At 63.3% G+C, this 17,077-nt stretch carries 15 protein-coding genes; 9 read left to right on the forward strand and 6 right to left on the reverse strand.

Annotation, left to right across the window (positions count from 1 at the left end; translation table 11 throughout):
• Positions 1-93: 93 nt before the first annotated feature.
• The 3 genes from ACTHNE_RS01180 to ACTHNE_RS01190 all read left to right on the forward strand — a co-directional run bounded on the left by ACTHNE_RS01180 (position 94) and on the right by ACTHNE_RS01190 (position 2,958).
• Positions 94-600, forward strand: coding sequence for a cupin domain-containing protein (locus tag ACTHNE_RS01180; RefSeq protein ID WP_440268360.1), 507 nt, complete (start codon positions 94-96; stop codon positions 598-600).
• A gap of 37 nt (positions 601-637) precedes the next feature.
• Positions 638-1,879, forward strand: coding sequence for a TIGR03862 family flavoprotein (locus ACTHNE_RS01185; protein ID WP_324947722.1), 1,242 nt, complete (start codon positions 638-640; stop codon positions 1,877-1,879).
• A gap of 359 nt (positions 1,880-2,238) precedes the next feature.
• A complete protein-coding gene (locus tag ACTHNE_RS01190; protein WP_324947721.1) occupies positions 2,239-2,958 on the forward strand; it encodes a carbonic anhydrase in 720 nt (239 codons plus the stop codon).
• Between the two features lie 40 nt (positions 2,959-2,998).
• On the opposite strand, the gene ACTHNE_RS01195 is transcribed toward ACTHNE_RS01190, so the two are convergent.
• Positions 2,999-3,475, reverse strand: coding sequence for a nuclear transport factor 2 family protein (locus ACTHNE_RS01195; RefSeq protein ID WP_324947719.1), 477 nt, complete (start codon positions 3,473-3,475; stop codon positions 2,999-3,001).
• Positions 3,476-3,633: 158 nt separating this feature from the next.
• Here ACTHNE_RS01195 and ACTHNE_RS01200 point away from each other — a divergent pair, with 158 nt between their 5' ends.
• Both ACTHNE_RS01200 and ACTHNE_RS01205 read left to right on the forward strand, forming a co-directional pair.
• Entirely contained in the window at positions 3,634-4,902 is a 1,269-nt protein-coding gene (locus ACTHNE_RS01200; protein ID WP_324947717.1) for an alkaline phosphatase family protein, read from the forward strand.
• A 9-nt stretch (positions 4,903-4,911) separates the two neighbouring features.
• A complete protein-coding gene (locus tag ACTHNE_RS01205; protein WP_440268361.1) occupies positions 4,912-5,814 on the forward strand; it encodes a LysR substrate-binding domain-containing protein in 903 nt (300 codons plus the stop codon).
• A gap of 73 nt (positions 5,815-5,887) precedes the next feature.
• Here the strand turns inward: ACTHNE_RS01205 and ACTHNE_RS01210 are convergent, their stop codons facing one another.
• The 3 genes from ACTHNE_RS01210 to ACTHNE_RS01220 form a co-directional block, all read right to left on the reverse strand.
• A complete protein-coding gene (locus ACTHNE_RS01210; protein WP_440268362.1) occupies positions 5,888-7,141 on the reverse strand; it encodes an MFS transporter in 1,254 nt (417 codons plus the stop codon).
• A gap of 262 nt (positions 7,142-7,403) precedes the next feature.
• A complete protein-coding gene (locus ACTHNE_RS01215) occupies positions 7,404-8,231 on the reverse strand; it encodes an alpha/beta fold hydrolase (RefSeq protein WP_440268363.1) in 828 nt (275 codons plus the stop codon).
• Between the two features lie 197 nt (positions 8,232-8,428).
• The gene (locus ACTHNE_RS01220) at positions 8,429-9,544 is read right to left on the reverse strand and encodes an aldo/keto reductase (protein WP_440268364.1); all 1,116 of its coding nucleotides are present in this window, start codon (positions 9,542-9,544) and stop codon (positions 8,429-8,431) included.
• 142 nt (positions 9,545-9,686) lie between these two features.
• Here ACTHNE_RS01220 and ACTHNE_RS01225 point away from each other — a divergent pair, with 142 nt between their 5' ends.
• Positions 9,687-10,628, forward strand: coding sequence for a LysR family transcriptional regulator (locus ACTHNE_RS01225; RefSeq protein WP_324947708.1), 942 nt, complete (start codon positions 9,687-9,689; stop codon positions 10,626-10,628).
• Here ACTHNE_RS01225 and ACTHNE_RS01230 read toward each other — a convergent pair.
• Together ACTHNE_RS01230 and ACTHNE_RS01235 are read right to left on the reverse strand one after the other, a co-directional pair.
• Positions 10,625-10,789, reverse strand: coding sequence for a hypothetical protein (locus ACTHNE_RS01230; protein ID WP_324947706.1), 165 nt, complete (start codon positions 10,787-10,789; stop codon positions 10,625-10,627). The two genes, ACTHNE_RS01225 and ACTHNE_RS01230, sit on opposite strands and share 4 nt — an antisense overlap.
• Before the next feature lie 405 nt (positions 10,790-11,194).
• Positions 11,195-12,565, reverse strand: coding sequence for a formimidoylglutamate deiminase (locus ACTHNE_RS01235; protein WP_324947704.1), 1,371 nt, complete (start codon positions 12,563-12,565; stop codon positions 11,195-11,197).
• Positions 12,566-12,674: 109 nt separating this feature from the next.
• Between ACTHNE_RS01235 and ACTHNE_RS01240 the strand changes: the two genes are divergently transcribed.
• The 3 genes from ACTHNE_RS01240 to hutI all read left to right on the forward strand — a co-directional run bounded on the left by ACTHNE_RS01240 (position 12,675) and on the right by hutI (position 17,060).
• Positions 12,675-14,237, forward strand: a complete 1,563-nt coding sequence (locus tag ACTHNE_RS01240) for a GNAT family N-acetyltransferase (protein ID WP_440268365.1) — start codon at positions 12,675-12,677, stop codon at positions 14,235-14,237.
• A 151-nt stretch (positions 14,238-14,388) separates the two neighbouring features.
• Complete coding sequence (locus tag ACTHNE_RS01245; RefSeq protein WP_324947700.1) at positions 14,389-15,843, forward strand: chloride channel protein; 1,455 nt, start codon at positions 14,389-14,391, stop codon at positions 15,841-15,843.
• Complete coding sequence (hutI, locus tag ACTHNE_RS01250; RefSeq protein WP_324947698.1) at positions 15,840-17,060, forward strand: imidazolonepropionase; 1,221 nt, start codon at positions 15,840-15,842, stop codon at positions 17,058-17,060. Before ACTHNE_RS01245 ends, hutI begins: the two co-directional genes overlap by 4 nt.
• Positions 17,061-17,077: the final 17 nt, after the last annotated feature.

A 17,077-nucleotide genomic window follows, 5' to 3' on the forward strand; every position in this document is an offset into this window, starting at 1 on the left:
TTTTTTTTTTGTGTGTTTTCCCCCCCCTCACCAAAATGTTTGCGTTTCTCCGCGGTGGGTTACCGCGCCCCTAACCCAACCTACTGGCTGCCTATGAGTACCGTCTCCAACATCATCCAACAGCTTGATCTGCAGCCTCACCCGGAAGGCGGTTTCTATCGCAGAACCTACTGCAGCGGTGAACGCGTCACCCGGCCCGCTTCAGGTGCACAACGCCATGCATCCACCGGCATTTATTACCTGCTGCACGGCCCCGCCTACTCCGCCTGGCACCGCATCGATGCGGACGAGATGTGGCATTTCTACGCCGGCGATCCGCTGCTCATCCATATGCTGGACGAGCATGGCGCGTGTACGACGCTGCGATTGGGCAACCTGCTGCAAGACCCGCTCTCGGCATTCCAATGCGTGGTACCTGCAGGATGCTGGTTCGCGGCGGAGCGCGAAGGCGCGCAAGGTTATTCGCTGGTGGGATGCACGGTTGCGCCCGGGTTTGAATTCGACGCGTTCGAGCTGGCCGATACGCCGGCATTGTTGCGCCGTTACCCCGAGCACGCCGCGCTGATCCGCCGATTGGCGCCGCACGAAAACCGCGCGTAACACTTACAATGCGCGTTCTTTGCCATCCTGCCCAAGCATGCCTGCCTCCTCTACTTCCAGCCTGGTCATCATCGGCGGCGGCCCCGCGGGATTGATGGCGGCTGAAACCGCCCGTGCGCAGGGTGTCGACGTCGATCTTTACGAGGCGAAGGGCTCGGTTGGACGCAAGTTTCTTATCGCCGGCAAAGGCGGCATGAACTTGACGCACAGCGAACCGCGCCCGGCGTTCGACCAGCGCTACGCCGAGCGCGCCGCCGAAGTGGGCGCGTGGCTGGATGGTTTCGATGCCGATGCATTGCGCGCCTGGGCGCGCGGACTGGGCGTGGAAACCTTCGTTGGCAGCTCGGGCCGCGTGTTCCCGAGCGACTTGAAAGCGGCGCCGCTGTTGCGTGGATGGGTGCATCGCTTGCGCGAAAACGGCGTGCGCTTTCACGTGCATCATCGTTGGCTGGGATGGCGCGAAGATGGCGCGCTGCGTTTCGCCACGCCTGAGGGGGAACGCTTCGTACATGCGAGCGCCGTGGTGTTGGCCCTTGGTGGTGGCAGTTGGCCGCAGCTTGGTTCGGATGGCACGTGGCAGGCGCGACTGATCGAGCGCGGCGTGCAGGTCGCTCCGCTCAAGCCATCCAATTGCGGCTTCGATATCGGTTGGAGCGCACACCTGTCATCCCGTTATGCCGGCGCGCCTTTGAAGCCGGTGGCGGCAAGCTGGCATGACGCTGAGGGCGGCATGCATACACGCCAGGGCGAGTGCGTGATCACCGAGACGGGTATCGAAGGCAGCTTGATCTACGCCTTGTCGGCACATTTACGCCAGACCATTGCCGCGTGTGGCAGTGCCTTGTTGCATTTGGACCTGGCGCCGGACCGCACACTGGAGCGCTTGCGCAACGATCTGGCCAAACCACGCGGCAGCCGCAGTTTCAGCGAACATTTGCGTCGACAAGCCGGCATAAGCGGCGTGAAAGCTGCGCTGCTGCATGAAGTGCTGGATTCGTCGCGACGAGGCGATGCCGATACGCTGGCCGGCACCATCAAGCACTTGCCGCTGATCTTGAAACAGGCACGTCCGCTCGTCGAGGCCATCAGCAGCGCCGGCGGCGTGCGGCTGGAAGCGATGGACGATTCGCTGATGCTGACATCCCTGCCCGGCGTGTTTTGCGCGGGCGAAATGCTGGATTGGGAAGCGCCCACGGGTGGTTATCTGTTGACGGCGTGTTTTGCCAGCGGATATCGCGCGGGGCTGGGTGCGGCGGCGTGGTTGGAGAAGCTGGGGTGAAAACTCCCAGCACGTGTATATGAAATGCTGGATCTCACCCCAGCGTCATTCCGGCGAAAGCCGGAATCCATGTCGATCGTTGCATAGAGCTTTCATTGAATCGACATGTATGTATCCCGCGTGGATATAAATGGATTGACCAGCTTCGCTGCTGTAAAGCGCCGCGGTCTCCGCCGGAATGAGGTTTTTTTTCGACGCCGCTCAAAAAAAATGCTTGCCAACGCCGACTCAACCTTTTATATCGACATGTGCGCCACCATGTTGTTCTTCCGCGATCGGCATCCGCCCATCGGGGAGCTTCACCGCTCGTTGTAGAAGATCGGTTCCGTTCGTTCTCACAACCCAAGTGGAGGCAGGCCATGTGCGATCATCCTTCGCATTCGTTGCAGTCGCGTCGCCAGTTTTTGGAAGCGGGTTTGGGGTTGCTTGCATTGAGTGCCGTCGCGCCGCGCGCGCTGGCGGAAATGCCACCGAAGCAAAACACCATTTCGCCGGACGATGCGCTAAAACGCCTGATGGAGGGCAATGCGCGGTATACGGCCAACCGCATCGATGCGAAAGACTTTTCTTCCGGCCGTGCAGCGCGCGCCAAGGCGCAATACCCGATTGCCGCCATCTTGAGTTGCGCCGATTCACGTGTGGCTCCAGAACTGGTGTTCGACCAGGGGCCGGGCGACCTGTTCGTGGTACGCGTGGCAGGTAATTATCTGAGCAACGACAGTCTGGCCAGCCTTGAATATGCAGTGGGCGTGTTGAAAGTACCTCTGATCATGGTGCTTGGCCACACCGAATGCGGCGCCATCAAGGCGACTCTCAGCGAACTCAAGCAAGCCGAGCCATTGCCGGGGCGCATCTGGAACATCGTCGACGCCGTGCGGCCCGGCGTCATCAAGGCGGCCGAAGCCGGTGGCAACGATGTGTTGAACAACGCCATCGACGCGAACGTGGACTACAACGTCCTGCGGGTGGCATCGGCGCAACCGGTGGTATCCGAAGCAGTGCGACATGGCAGCGCCAAGGTAGTTGGCGCGGTGTACGAGTTGGCAACCGGAAGAGTGCTGGTTCGAAAAGCTGCATGAAGGCACACGCGTTGTTTCAGCGCGAAACGGCGCGTGTTCGTCACAAACCCAGATCGCTCAAGCCAGGATGATCATCGGGCCGGCGCCCCTGCGGCCAATGGTATTTGCGCTGCGCCTCGGTTATCGGCACATCGTTGATGCTCGCGTACCGTTCCGCCATCAGTCCGTTTTCATCGAACAGCCAGTTTTCGTTGCCATAGGAGCGAAACCAGTTGCCGGCATCGTCGTGCCATTCGTAAGCGAAGCGCACGGCGATGCGGTTGCCTTCGAACGCCCATAGCTCCTTGATCAGCCGGTACTCCAGTTCGCGCGACCACTTGCGCGTGAGAAACGCAACGATCGCCTCGCGACCATTGATGAACTCGGCCCGGTTGCGCCAGCGGCTGCCGGAGGTATATGCCAGGGCGACGCGGTTCGGATCGCGAGAGTTCCATGCGTCTTCGGCAAGGCGGACTTTCTGGATCGCGGTTTCGCGGGTGAACGGCGGCAGAGGCGGGCGTTGCTCGATCGCGGACATGGCGGCTCCGAACGGAGGGGAGATACCGGGCATTGTAGATGGCGGCAGCGATCAGGCGCCTGGCAAGGTACATTGCCGCACGCCCCGCATGCTGAATTGGTCACACGACTGCGCCATCATTGGCCGCCGCCTTTCGACTTACGGAAACGCTTTCCCGCATGAACCGCCTGCCCCGCCTGCTACTTTGCTCCCTTCTCGCCCTGGCCGGCTGCGCCACGCACCCGTCCGTCCTGACGCCTGAGGCCAAGGCGCAGCAGGCCAAGGTGGCAGCCACCGCGCCGTTGCTGCTGATTTCGATCGATGGCTACCGCGCCGACTACTTCGACCGCCATCTCAGCCCTACCCTCGAGCAGCTTGCCGCGACCGGCGTGCACGCCGATTCGATGCAGCCGTCGTTTCCTTCGCTCACGTTTCCCAACCACTACGCGATCGTCACCGGCATGGTGCCGGACCACAACGGCATCGTGAACAACAACATGGTGGATACGCAGCTGGGCAAGTTTTCGCTGAAGGACCGATCGGCAGTGCGCAACGGACTGTGGTGGGACCAGGCCACACCGCTGTGGGAGACCGCCGATGCGAATGGCCTGCGCACGGCCACCATGTTCTGGCCGGGCTCCGAAGCGGATATCCAGGGCGAGCACCCGGATTACTGGAAGAAGTTCAAGGCCAAGATGAAGCCCAACCGGCGCGTCGACCAGATCCTCAAGTGGCTGGATCTGCCGGCCGGCAAGCGCCCGACGTTCCTCACTCTGTATTTCGATGCAGTCGACCACGCCGGCCACGAGCACGGTCCTGATTCGCCGGAGGTCGACCAGGCCTTGCGCGACACCGACGCGGCGATAGCGCATCTGGTCGATGGCCTGCGCAAGCGCGGCTTGTTCGACAAGATGAACATCATCGTGGTGGCCGATCACGGGATGGCCAGCGTGCCGAAGGAAAATCACATTTTGATCGACACACTGATGTCGATGGATGACGTGGAACCGGTAACCACTGCGGGCGTGCTGGTCGGCTTCAATCCCAAGCTCGGCCATGATTTCAACGCGGTCGAACAACAGATGGAGCAACCGCATCAGCATATGCATTGCTGGGACAAAACCCGCATTCCCGCGCGCTTCCAGTACGGTTCGAATGCGCGCGTGCCGAGGCTGGTATGCCTGGCCGATGTCGGTTGGAGCATCGCTACCACCGAATCCCTGGCCAAGAAAAAAGGGCATGTCAGCCTCGGCGAACATGGCTACGACAATGCCGACCCAAAGATGCGGGCATTGTTCGTGGCGCATGGACCGGCGTTCCAGCGTGGCATCCGGTTCCACAATTTTCCGAACGTGGACGTCTATCCTTTGATGGCACATCTGCTGGGCATCAGGCCGAAGTTGAGCGATGGCAGGTTCGAAGACGTGCAGGGCATGCTGAAGCAATAGGCACTGGCCATGAACATCGAACTGCGCCATCTGCGTTACTTCGTCGCCGTCGCCGATACGCTGCATTTCGGCAAGGCCGCCGAACGCTTGGGCATGTCGCAGCCACCGCTCAGCCAGCAGATCCGGCAGTTGGAAGACGCTGTGGGTGCGCGGTTGCTGACGCGCACCAATCGCCGCGTGGCCTTGACCGAGCCGGGACGCGTCTTCCTGGCGGAGGCGCGCGAGATTCTGGCGCGAACCGATCACGCTGTGGATCTGGTGCGGCGCGCGCAACGCGGCGAGCTGGGCGAACTGCGCATCGGTTTCACCCGCAGCACGCCGCTTTCGCAAGATATTCCCGGTGCGATCTTCGCGTTCCGCCAGCGCTTTCCCGCCGTGCATCTGCAATTGGAGGAAATGAATTCGCTGCAGCAGATCGATGCGCTGCTCGAACGCCGGCTGCAGGTCGGTATTCTGCGGCCCGGCACGCTGCCCAAGACGCTGCTTTCCAAACGCCTGTTCCGCGATCCGCTGGTGGCGGTGGTGCGCTCGGACCACCCCGTCCTGCAACGCGTGAATACGCGCGGCAAGCTGTCGATGAAAATGCTGGCGCAGGAACCGTTCGTGGTGTTCTCGCGCAGCGCGGGCGCCGGCGTGCGGGAGCAGGTGATGAACCTGTGCCGCGAGGCGGGCTTTGCGCCACGCATCTCGCAGGAAGCGCGCGAGGCATCCACCATCATCGGTCTGGTGGCGGCTGGTTTCGGCGTGGCGATCCTGCCGCAATCTTGCGACCACATTCACGTCGAGGGCGTCACCTACGTGCCGCTGGCGGAAGCAAACGCCATGTCGGAAATCCATGTGGTGTATCGCGACGACGAGCGCTCGCCACTGGTGCCACGCTTCGTGCAGTTGCTCACGGTAGCGAAGAGCTAGCGTAGGTTGGGTTAGCGCAGCGTAACCCCACCGTGTCGGGAAGCCTTGTTTGGTTACGCTGCGCTAACCCAACCTACGGCATCGCGCCTTTGCTCATCGGCGTCGGCGATGTGACAAGCTGTGGCAATGGAGGCAGGCGATACAGTTTCAATGCGACCAGCAAACCTGCCAGCACCAGCGCGCCTACGAACAGTGCTACACCCTGCCAGCTATCTTTTGCATAGAAGAGCCCGCCGCTCCATCCTGCCACGCTCGAACCCATGTAATAGCTGAAAAGATACATCGACGACGCCTGCGCCTTGGCCGTACCACCGCGCCGCCCTACCCAACTGCTGACGATGGAATGGCCGCCGAAAAAGCCGAATGTGATGGCGGTGATGCCGAAGATGATCAGCCACAGCGGCGTCAGCATCGTGCACAGCACACCGAAGAGCATCAGCGCGAACGCCGTCCACAACACTTTGCGCCGCCCCAGCTTGCCCGCCAGATGGCCCATCCATGCCGAGCTGAAGGTGCCGACCAGGTAGATCGCAAAGATCAGCCCCACCACGGTCTGGCTCAACGAATACGGCGGCGCCAGCAGGCGGTAGCCGAGATAGTTGTAGACGGTGACGAAGGCGCCGAGCAGCAGAAAGCCTTCGAGGAACAGCCATGGCAGTCCGGGATCGCGAAACATGCCGGCGAAGCGCGAAAACAGCGCGCGCCAATTCAGCGCCTGCCGATGAAAGTGCCGCGATGGCGGCAACGCCTTCCAGAACACCAGGCCGGAGATCAAGCCGATGGCGCCGACCACCCCGATGCCCATGCGCCAACCGGCGAAATCGGCCACCACGCCGGCAATCAGCCGCCCGCTCATGCCGCCCACCGCGCTGCCGCTGATATACAGCCCCATGCCGAGGCCGATCGATTCGGCGTGCATTTCTTCCGTCAGGTAGGTCATGGCGACCGCCGGCAAACCGCTGAGCGTGATACCAAGCAAGGTGCGCAGCGTAAGCAATGCATGCCAGTTCGGCATCAGCGCCGTCAGCAACACCAGCACCGCGGAAGAAAGCAGCGAAGCGACCATCACCGTCTTGCGCCCGAACGCGTCGGATACGCCTCCGGCGAACAGCATGGCGAACGCCAGCACGCCGGTGGTCAGCGACAGCGACAAGGCGCTGGTGGCGGCACTGATACCGTAGTGCTGGCTGAATTGCGGCATCAGCGGTTGCACGCAATACAGCAGGCCGAACGTCGCCAGACCCGCGGCGAACAGCGCGAGGTTGGTGCGCTTGAAGGCGGGGGTGCCGTGGCGGATGAGAGTGTCGCTGGAAAGGTTGGGTGTCATGCGGGCATAGGGACGATGTGGACGATGCCACTGGATTCCCCCGCCGTCATTCCGGCGCACGCCGGAATCCAGTTTGGACATGCTGTGCGAAGCACGCAAAATTATTTGGTTTGAGTGCTGCGCACGACGTATTAGCACTGGATTCCGGCGTGCGCCGGAATGACGTTGAGGCGCTGTTGAGGCATTTCGGACGCTGCAAGCATAAGCGTCGCCATGCAACCGGTCGATAATGCTGCAGGTCCGGCTTGATACCCGCCGCGTATCAATCCACCAACGCTGCGGCCAGGGCCTCTTGCACGATCCCAAGCACCTGGACCGGCGCCTCCAGGTTGGCATGATGTCCAGCGCCGTGCACCACGAACATGCGCGCATGCGGCATGCCTTCCAGCAGCTCCTTCGACAGCGCATGCACTTCCGGCACGTCTTCGCTGCCGACGATCAGCACGGTCGGCAGGTCGATCTCGTGCAGACGTTCAAGCGTGCTGGGCGTTGGCGCTTGCTGATCCTGCGCGGCATAGGTCCAGTAGCTGACGGCGCGCTTGAACAGCTGCGTGGTCATCGTTTCCGTATGCTTGCGCGCGGTGGGATCCACTTCGTTTCGTGCACGGCGCGGGCCATCCGTGAAAGCGCGCAGGGAACTATCGATCAGGCCATTCGCATCGAACGTGCTGAGCGCCTGCAGAAATGCGCGCGCAGCAGGCGTGCTGTCGGCGAAGCGGCCCCAATAGCCCGTGCCGACGAAGATCAGCGCGCTGACGCGTTCCGGATACGCGCATGCAAAATCCAGCGACGTCGCCGCACCGCCGGAACAGGCGAGCAAGGCGGTGCGCTGCACGCCGCAGGCGTCCAGCACGGCGGCCAGGTCGTCATGGTGCGCGTAACGGCCGGGCTCGATAGTGGAGCGGCCAAAACCGCGCGCGTCGTAGCGGATGACATGATGTGTGTGGGCGAGCGCGGTAAATTCGTAATCCCATTGGCCGCTGTCGACCAGAAAGCCATGCAGCAGGGTGATGGTGTCGCCGGTGCCGGCTTGTTCAACGTAAAGGCACGCGTGCGGGACGTCGATCCAATGCGCAGTGGGTTTGTTCATAAGGGCCATCCTGCTGAGCAGTCGCAAAACGAATGCCATGTCTGGGCGAGCGTGGTTGGCGCCCTCCCCTGCTTGCAGGGGAGGGCTGGGGTGGGGTTGTTCGAGCTTGCGGCTTCGCTTGAACTCGCCGCGAGGTTGCTTCACCAACCTTCCCCTACTACACGTAGGGGAGGAATCAACTGAGGTTCGAGGAAAGATCAACGCGCGCGAATCTCCCGCGCCTCCACCTGCGGCACGAACACCGGCGCCGCATAACCCTTGGGCTTATCCCCCACTGCCACGCCGCCGTGAATCCGCGTCTGCTGGATATCGGCAAACATGTAGTACGGGAACGGCCTTTCCGGTGCGCTGACCGCATCCAGCCGTGCGCGCAGCTCCACCGGCAGTTCGAACGCAAGCGCGGCAAGATTGGCGTCGAGCTGTTCCAGCTTGGTCGCACCAATGATCACGGATGCGATGCCCGGCTGCGTCGCCACCCAGTTCAAGGCGACCGCCGCCATGCTCTGGCCGGCTTCCTTCGCGACCTGCTCCAGCTCCGCAACGATCTTCCAGTTGCGCTCGGTGAAACGCTCGAAGCCGGGGGCGCCGGTGACTTTGGCGAGGCGACCATCGCCTTGCCCACCCTGCTGGCTGGGCTTGTACTTGCCCGACAGCATACCCATCGCCAACGGGCTCCAGGCGGTGATGCCAAGGCCCAGGTTCTGCGCCAGCGGTACGTATTCGTGTTCGATATGGCGCTCGGCCAGCGAGTACTCGAGCTGCATGTTCACCAGCGGCGTCAGCGCGTGTGCTTCAGCGTAAGTCTGCGCGCGCGCCGCATACCAGGCGGGAATGTCCGACAGTCCCGCGTAACGGATCTTGCCCGCACGCACCAGGTCATCGAGCGTGCGCACCACTTCTTCGGCCGGGGTCAGGCGGTCCCAGGTGTGCAGCAGGTAGAGGTCGATGTAGTCGGTGCGCAGGCGGCGCAGCGAGCCTTCCACCGCGCGCATGATGTTCTTGCGGCCGTTGCCGCCGGCATTGGGATTGCCGGGTTGCGCGTTGTAGGTGAACTTGGTGGTGAGCACTACGCGATCGCGCGTGCCGCTTTCTTCGATGAACTTGCCCAGCATGCTTTCGCTGCTGCCTTCGGTATACATGTCGGCGGTGTCGATGAAATTGCCGCCTGCTTCCAGGTAGCGATCGAACATCGCCCGCGCGGTTTCCTCCGCGGTGCCCCAGCCCCAGTTTTCACCGAAGGTCATGGCGCCCAGGGCAAGGCGGCTGACGCGCAGGCCGGAACGTCCGAGCGTGAAGTATTGATCGAGCGACATGGCGGAACTCCTTGAGGGTCGAGTGAAGAACATAGGCAGCGATGACTGCCTTGACGGAGCGCAGTCTGCGCCGCTCGATCTTGTTGAAAAACCACCGCCGGCTTGATGCATTATTTAGCAACGCTAATAAATGGAGCCCGCCATGCGCGACCACTACGCCCTGCGCGCCTTCCGCGCCATCGCCGAGTACGGCAGCTTCACCCGCGCCGCGGCGGCGCTGGACGTAACCCCTTCGGCGCTGAGCCAGACCCTGCAGCAACTGGAAAGCGAACTGGGTACCCGCCTGCTCCAGCGCACCACGCGCCGCGTGGGGCTGACCGAGGCGGGCCAGGAAATGCTTCACCGCATCGCCCCGGCGCTGAACGAGCTGGACCTGGCGCTGGACGCGATCCGCCAGCACGGCGACCGGCCGCGCGGCACGGTACGCATCACCGTGCCTTCCGTCGGCGCGCGTTCGATCGTGGAACCCATGCTCGGCGAATTCATGGCGCGCTGGCCTGACGTACAACTGGATATACGCGTGGAAGACGGCCTCACCGACCTGGTCGCCGAAGGCCTGGATGCAGGTATTCGATTGGGCGAACGGCTGCAGCGCGATATGGTGGCCATTCCCATCGGCGGCCCGCTGCGCGCGGTGGTGGCGGGATCGCCGGCTTACTTCAAGAAATACGGCCGCCCCAAGACGCCGAAGGACTTGCAGCAGCACAACTGCATCAAGCATCGCCTGGCCAGCAGCGGCGCAATCTATCGCTGGGAATTCGCGCATCGCAGCGGCGCGCAGAAAGGCCGCTGGTTTGAAATCGCGGTGGATGGAAGTCTCACCGTCAACGACGTGCCGCTGGCCGTGCGCGCGGCCGAAGATGGCATTGGCCTTACCTGCGTATTGGAAACCTCTGCGCGTGCATCGCTCGATGACGGACGCCTGGAGAACGTGCTGGAGCCGTGGCTGCCGCCGTTCGATGGCTTCTATCTTTACTATCCCAGCCGCTTCCAGGTGCCGCCCAAGCTGCGCGTGTTCATCGACTTCATTCGCGAATGGGGCGCGCGCGACCTTGCCAGCCGCAGCGCGCCCTCAAGCGTTTAGCGATAGCGCCAATAGCCGCCGACCCATACATGGCTCGGCGCCCAATACCCGGGCACCCATACCCGCGCCGGGCGCGGCGCGACTACCACGCAACCCGCTTGCGCGAGTACGCCGCCGAGCAAGGCAAGTGCGATCAGGATTCTGGCAAGGTGACGACGCATGGTGTGCTCCCAGTGAGTGATGGCTCGTGCCGGGAAACGCTGCGTGAAATCGCGGCGATGACGGAGCGAAGCTGAACTGATGGCGATGGTTCAGCAGTATGTTCTTGCGAGAGGCTACCCGTAGGTTGGGCAGAGGCGAAGCCGAAACCCAACGTCGAGATATGGATGGCAATGTTGGGTTTCGGCTGGCGCCTCTACCCAACCTACGGGAGGGTGTCGGAAGGATGCATGTTTTTCGCACAGGCACACGCGTCTTTTACTCGCCTTGCATGTTGCCTGCGGCATGATCCGCGAACGCCGATGCCCCGCAGGCTTGCAGCCGGAAGCCACCCACGCGAGGTCGCGGGCAGCAGCCTTCCGGTGATTCGGCTCCGGCTGCAAACCTGCGGAGCATCGGCGAGGTTTTCAGGAGCTGGCCAGACGCGTCACAGCCATGCGGTAGCGCGCGGCGATGCGCGCTTCGTCGCGATGCTGGAAATCGCGCACCACCCATTTGCCGCCGGCCATCACGTGCCGCACCGGCGAGACGTTGCCGGCGAACAGGAAACTGTCCATCACCGAGCGCTGATCGCGCGCGGCCAGCAGTGGCGATTCGCTGTCCAGCACGAAGAAATCCGCGCGCTTGCCCACATCGAGCGCACCGATGGGCAAGTCCGCCGCTTGCGCGCCACCCTTCTGCACCTCGCGCCACAAGGTTTCGCCCACGCTGTCGCCGGCAGCGCGCGCGGCGACGTTGCGATGGCGCGTGCTGAGGCGCTGGCCGTATTCGAGCCAGCGTAGTTCTTCGATCGGCGAGATCGAGATATGCGAATCCGAACCGATACCGAGCCGCCCGCCGGCTTCGAGATAACGCGCCAGCGGAAACAGGCCATCGCCGAGATTGGCCTCCGTGGTGGGGCATAGCCCGGCCACGGCACCACTGCGCGCAAGCTGTGTGGTTTCCCCGTCGGTCAGATGCGTGGCATGCACCAGGCACCAGCGCGCATCGACCGCTGCGTGATCGAACAGCCATTCCACCGGACGCGCGCCGCGCTTGGCGAGGCAATCCTGCACTTCACCGATCTGTTCGGCGATATGGATGTGGATGGGGCCGGTCTGCAGTGCTTCATGTTCGACGATGCCGCGCCATGCGCTTTCCGGAATCGCACGCAGCGAATGCAAGGCCACACCGACGCGCACGTGATGGCTTTCATGTTTGCGCAGGTTGGTGAGCAGGCGCATATAGCCGTCCACATCATGGCCGAAGCGGCGCTGGCGTGGGGAAAGCGCCCGGCCATCGAAACCACCGCTCATGTAAAGCACGGGCAGCAGGGTGAGCGCGATGCCGGCTTCGCGCGCCGCTTCGATCAGCGCCAGCGACATGGCTTCGGGCTGCGCATACGGCGTGCCGTCCGGCTGATGGTGCAGATAATGGAATTCGCACACCTGGGTGTAGCCGGCCTTGAGCATCTCCACATAGAGCTGCGCGGCGATCGCCTGCAGGCTGCCCGGATCGATCCGCTCGGCGAAACCGTACATGGTTTCGCGCCAGGTCCAGAAGGAGTCGTCGCCGGGGCCGCGGCGTTCGGCCAAACCAGCCATGGCGCGCTGGAACGCATGCGAATGCAGGTTCGGCATGCCGGGCAGCACCCAGCCGTCGAGGTAGTCCGGCAGCTCGCCGGCAGCGGCCGCCACGCGGCCGTCGCTGTCCACGCCGAAGGTGGCGTCGCGGCGCCATTGCGCGTCCTGCCAGAGGTACTTGGCGCTGAACTGGTAGACCGCGGCGGTATCGCTCATGAACAATCTCCTCAAGGCAACACTGATCAAGTGTCCCCTTAGCCCGGGCAAGTGTAACCGCCTTGGCCATACGCATCTGCTTCACCTTCTCTAAGAAAGGATGAAGACCATGGCTAAGAAAAATGAAAACGCGCCATTGCTGACCTTGCGCCAGGCGCTACCGGCCGATGTACCGGCGCTGGTCGACCTGACCGCCCGCATCTATACATCCGAATGGGGCCACTCGGCGGAAATGCTGCGTTCCCAGCAAACGCACTTTCCCGAAGGGCAGTTCGTGGTGGAGTACGAAAGCAACATCGTGGGCTACTGCGCCACCTTCCGCATCGACGAGCCGCTGGCGCTGGCGCCGCATACCTGGATGCAGATCACCGGTGGCGGCATGGCCTCGCGCCACAATCCGGACGGCTCCTGGCTGTACGGCATGGAAGTGGTGGTGCATCCGGACTATCGCGGCATGCGCATCGGCCAGCGCCTGTATCAGGCGCGTAAACGGCTATGCATGGATCTGAAACTGCGCGGCATCACCTTCGGCGGGCGCATTCCCGGCCTGGCGCGCAACATCCAGCGCTATGGCACGCCGGAGGCCTACGTGCAGGCGGTGGTGGAAGGACGGCGGCGCGATCCTACCTTGAGTTTCCAGTTGGCCAACGAGTTCGAGATCATCGGGCTGCTGCGCGGCTACGTGCCTTCCGATCACGAATCGCTCGGCTATGCGGCACACCTGGTATGGCGCAACCCCGCCCTGCTCGATCAGCCGGATATTCCGGCGGTAGCCTCGACGCGGCATCTGCCCGATTCGGTGCGCGTGGCCACCGTGCAATACCAGCAGCGGCGCATCCGTTCGTTCGAGGAATTCGCCACCCAGGTGGAATACTTCACCGACATCGCGGCCGACTACAGCGCCGATTTCGTGACCTTTCCGGAATTGATCACGCTGCAGTTGCTCTCCATCGAGAACGAAGAACTGTCGCCGGTGGAAACCATCCGCAAACTCAGCCACTACACGCCGCAGGTGAAGGAGCTCTTCAGCCGCCTGGCGATGCATTACAACATCAACATCGTGGCCGGCTCGCATCCCACCGAGCAACCGAACGGCGACATCCACAACGTGTGCTACGTGTGCCTGCGCGACGGTTCCATCCATGAGCGCGAAAAGCTGCATCCCACGCCCAGCGAACGCAACGTGTGGAACATCAGCGGCGGCGACAGCGCCGCCACCATCCCCACCGATTGCGGCCCGATCGGCGTGATGATCTGCTACGACTCGGAGTTCCCGGAAGTCGCACGGCACCTGGTCGACCAAGGTGCGCTGATACTGTTCGTGCCGTTCTGCACCGATGTGCGCGAAGGCTATTTGCGCGTGCGCTACTGCTCGCAGGCGCGGGCGATCGAGAACCAGTGCTACGTGGTTCTGTCCGGCAACGTGGGCAACCTGCCCGGCGTGAACAATTTCGACATCCAGTATGGGCAGAGCTGCATCCTGACACCCAGCGATTTTCTGTTCGCGCGCGATGGCGTCGCCGCGGATTCCACGCCGAATATCGAAACGGTGCTGTTCGCCGATTTGCGGTTGGATAGCCTGGCGCGGGCACGCAATGCGGGATCGGTGCAGAACTTGAAGGATCGGCGGTACGACCTGTATGAGACACGGTGGTTGAGGCAGTCGCGTTAGCGCTCGTCATCCCAGCGAGGCGCTTTTCAACAGCCCAATGGCTGGTCAAATTGGGATCCAGTGACGTTTTTGGCCACGCGTCCTGGATGCCGGCTTATGCTGAAAACGACGATAGGCCTGAGAAGACGGACGCATCTGCCATAATCCCGCGATGCACCAATCTCCTCAGCCATCCCGTAACGAGCCCAACCCCCGCCTGCGCGCTGTGCTGGGCCACGAATTCTTCGCGCCGTATCAATGGAAGCGCCGCATCGCGCTTTGGAGCGGCGCGGTGCTGGTGGCGCTGGCGGCTATCCTGTTCGCCAAGGCCAGTGATTGGGCGTACCGCCTGTTCGAAAAAATGCTGACGTTCGGCAGTTGGATTCCGCTGATCCTCACGCCGGTGATGTTCGGCCTGCTGAGCTGGGTCACGGCCGGTCGCCTGCGCGCGGCGCGCGGCAGCGGTATTCCGCAAGTGATTGCGACCATCCATGTCGACGATGTCGGCTTTCGTTCGCGCATGCTGGCCTTGCCGGTTGCAGCCAGCAAGATGGTGCTGACCCTGCTGGGGCTGGCGGTGGGTGCATCCATCGGCCGCGAAGGGCCGACCGTGCACGTCGGCGCGGGGCTGATGTACTGGCTGGGCAGGCGTTTCGGCTTCGACGATCCGAAGGCGCTGTCGCGCTTCATTCTGGCCGGCGGCGCGGCCGGCATCGCGGCGGCCTTCAATACGCCGCTGGCCGGCGTGGTGTTCGCGATCGAGGAATTGGCCGGCACGTTCGAACATCGCTTTAGCGGCCTGCTGCTCACCGCAGTGTTCGTGGGCGGCGTGGTGTCGATGGGCATACTCGGCAACTACGCGTATTTCGGCACGGTGCCGACCAGCCTGCCGCTGGGGCATGCGTGGCTGGCAGTCCTGCAATGCGGCATCGTCTGCGGCCTGGCCGGTGGCCTGTTCGCGCGGTTGATCCTGTTGAGCCGGCGCGGGCCGCTCGCGGCGATCGGCCGGCTGCGCGAGCGCAGCCCTGTGCTCTTCGCGATCGGCTGCGGCTTGGCGCTGGCGCTGATCGGCGTGCTGTCGCACAACACGGTATATGGCACCGGTTATGCGCAGGCGCGCGAATTCGTGCAGGACGAGCCCAGCACGCCCGGGCATGGCTTTGGCATTCTCAAGCTGCTGGCCAACGTGGTGTCGTACTGGGCCGGCATTCCCGGGGGCATCTTTTCGCCGGCGCTGGCGGTTGGTGCGGGACTGGGCCACAACATCGCCTACTTCCTGCCGAACGCGCCAGAAACCGCGGTGGTACTGCTGGGCATGAGTGCGTATCTCTCAGGCGTGACGGGCGCGCCGCTCACCTCGGCGGTGATCGCGATGGAGCTCACCAACAACCAGGACATGGTCATCCCGATCATGGCCGCCTGCTTGCTGGCCCGCGCAGCGGCGTCCCTTTTTTCACCTACGCCGGTGTACAAGGACTTCGCCGAGCGCCTGATCCTGGACTACGAACGCCAGCGCGCCGAAGCGGACGCGCAGGCCCCCTCTTCAGCCGAAGATGTCGGTCCCACCAGCACCTACGGCGAACCGGTTGCGCCGGCGCCGCCGAAGCCTGAAGAAACCGAACGATGAATTGGGACCTGCTGTTGACGCACGCATCGCTGGCCACCTTCGTAGGTGAAGCAAGCTACGGCTTGCTGAGCGACGCGGCGGTGGCCTGCCAGGATGGGCAGATCGCATGGATCGGCGCGATGCGCGACCTGCCTGCCGCATCGGCCGCCACGGCGCGGGAAGTGTTCGACCTGGATGGAGCGCTGGTCACGCCGGGGCTGATCGATTGCCACACGCACCTGGTGTTCGGCGGCGATCGCGCGCAGGAATTCGATCTGCGGCTCAACGGCGCCAGCTACGAAGAGATTGCGCGCGCTGGCGGCGGCATTGTCTCCACCGTGCGGGCCACGCGCCATGCGAGCGAAAACGAACTGCTCGCGCAATCGCTGCCGCGTGCTCGCGCCTTGCTGGCCGACGGCGTGACCACGCTGGAAATCAAATCCGGCTACGGCCTGGAACGGGATACCGAACGGCGCATGCTGCGCGTGGCGCGCCGCATCGGCGAAACCCTGGGCGTGCGCGTGCAAACCAGTTTTCTCGGCCTGCATGCCTTGCCGCCGGAATACCGCGACCGCCGCGACGACTACGTCGATCTGGTCTGTAACACCATCCTGCCAGCCCTTGCCGACGAAGGCCTGGTCGATGCGGTGGATGCGTTCTGCGAAGGCATCGGCTTCACCCGCGCCGAAACACAGCGGGTGTTCGAGCACGCAAGTCAACTCGGCTTGCGCGTCAAGCTGCATGCGGAGCAACTCTCCGATCTGGACGGCGCCGCGCTGGTCGCCGAATTCGGTGGCCTGTCCGCCGATCACCTCGAATACCTCAGCGATTCCGGCATCCAGGCTATGGCACGCGCCGGCACGGTGGCGGTATTGCTGCCGGGTGCCTTTTACGCGCTGCGCGAAACCCAGCTGCCGCCGGTGTCCGCCCTGCGTTCGCACGGCGTGCCGATCGCCATCGCCACCGATTGCAATCCCGGCACCTCACCCCTGCTCTCGCTGCGCCTGGCCGCCAACATGGCCTGTACGCTGTTTCGCATGACGCCTGAAGAAGCGCTGCGCGGGATTACGGTGAACGCCGCGCGTGCGCTGGGATTGCATGATCGCGGCACACTGGCCGTCGGCAAGCGTGCGGATCTGGTGGTGTGGAATGTGAAGCAGCCTGCCGAGCTTTGTTATTGGATTGGGGGCGGCTTGGTGCGCAACGTATGGGTCGGTGGAATGGCGATGGTGCTGTAGGCGCCATCCAAGCTCTC

This window comes from Dyella sp., from assembly GCF_051954575.1.
In the GTDB taxonomy this organism is placed as follows: Bacteria; Pseudomonadota; Gammaproteobacteria; order Xanthomonadales; family Rhodanobacteraceae; genus Dyella_B.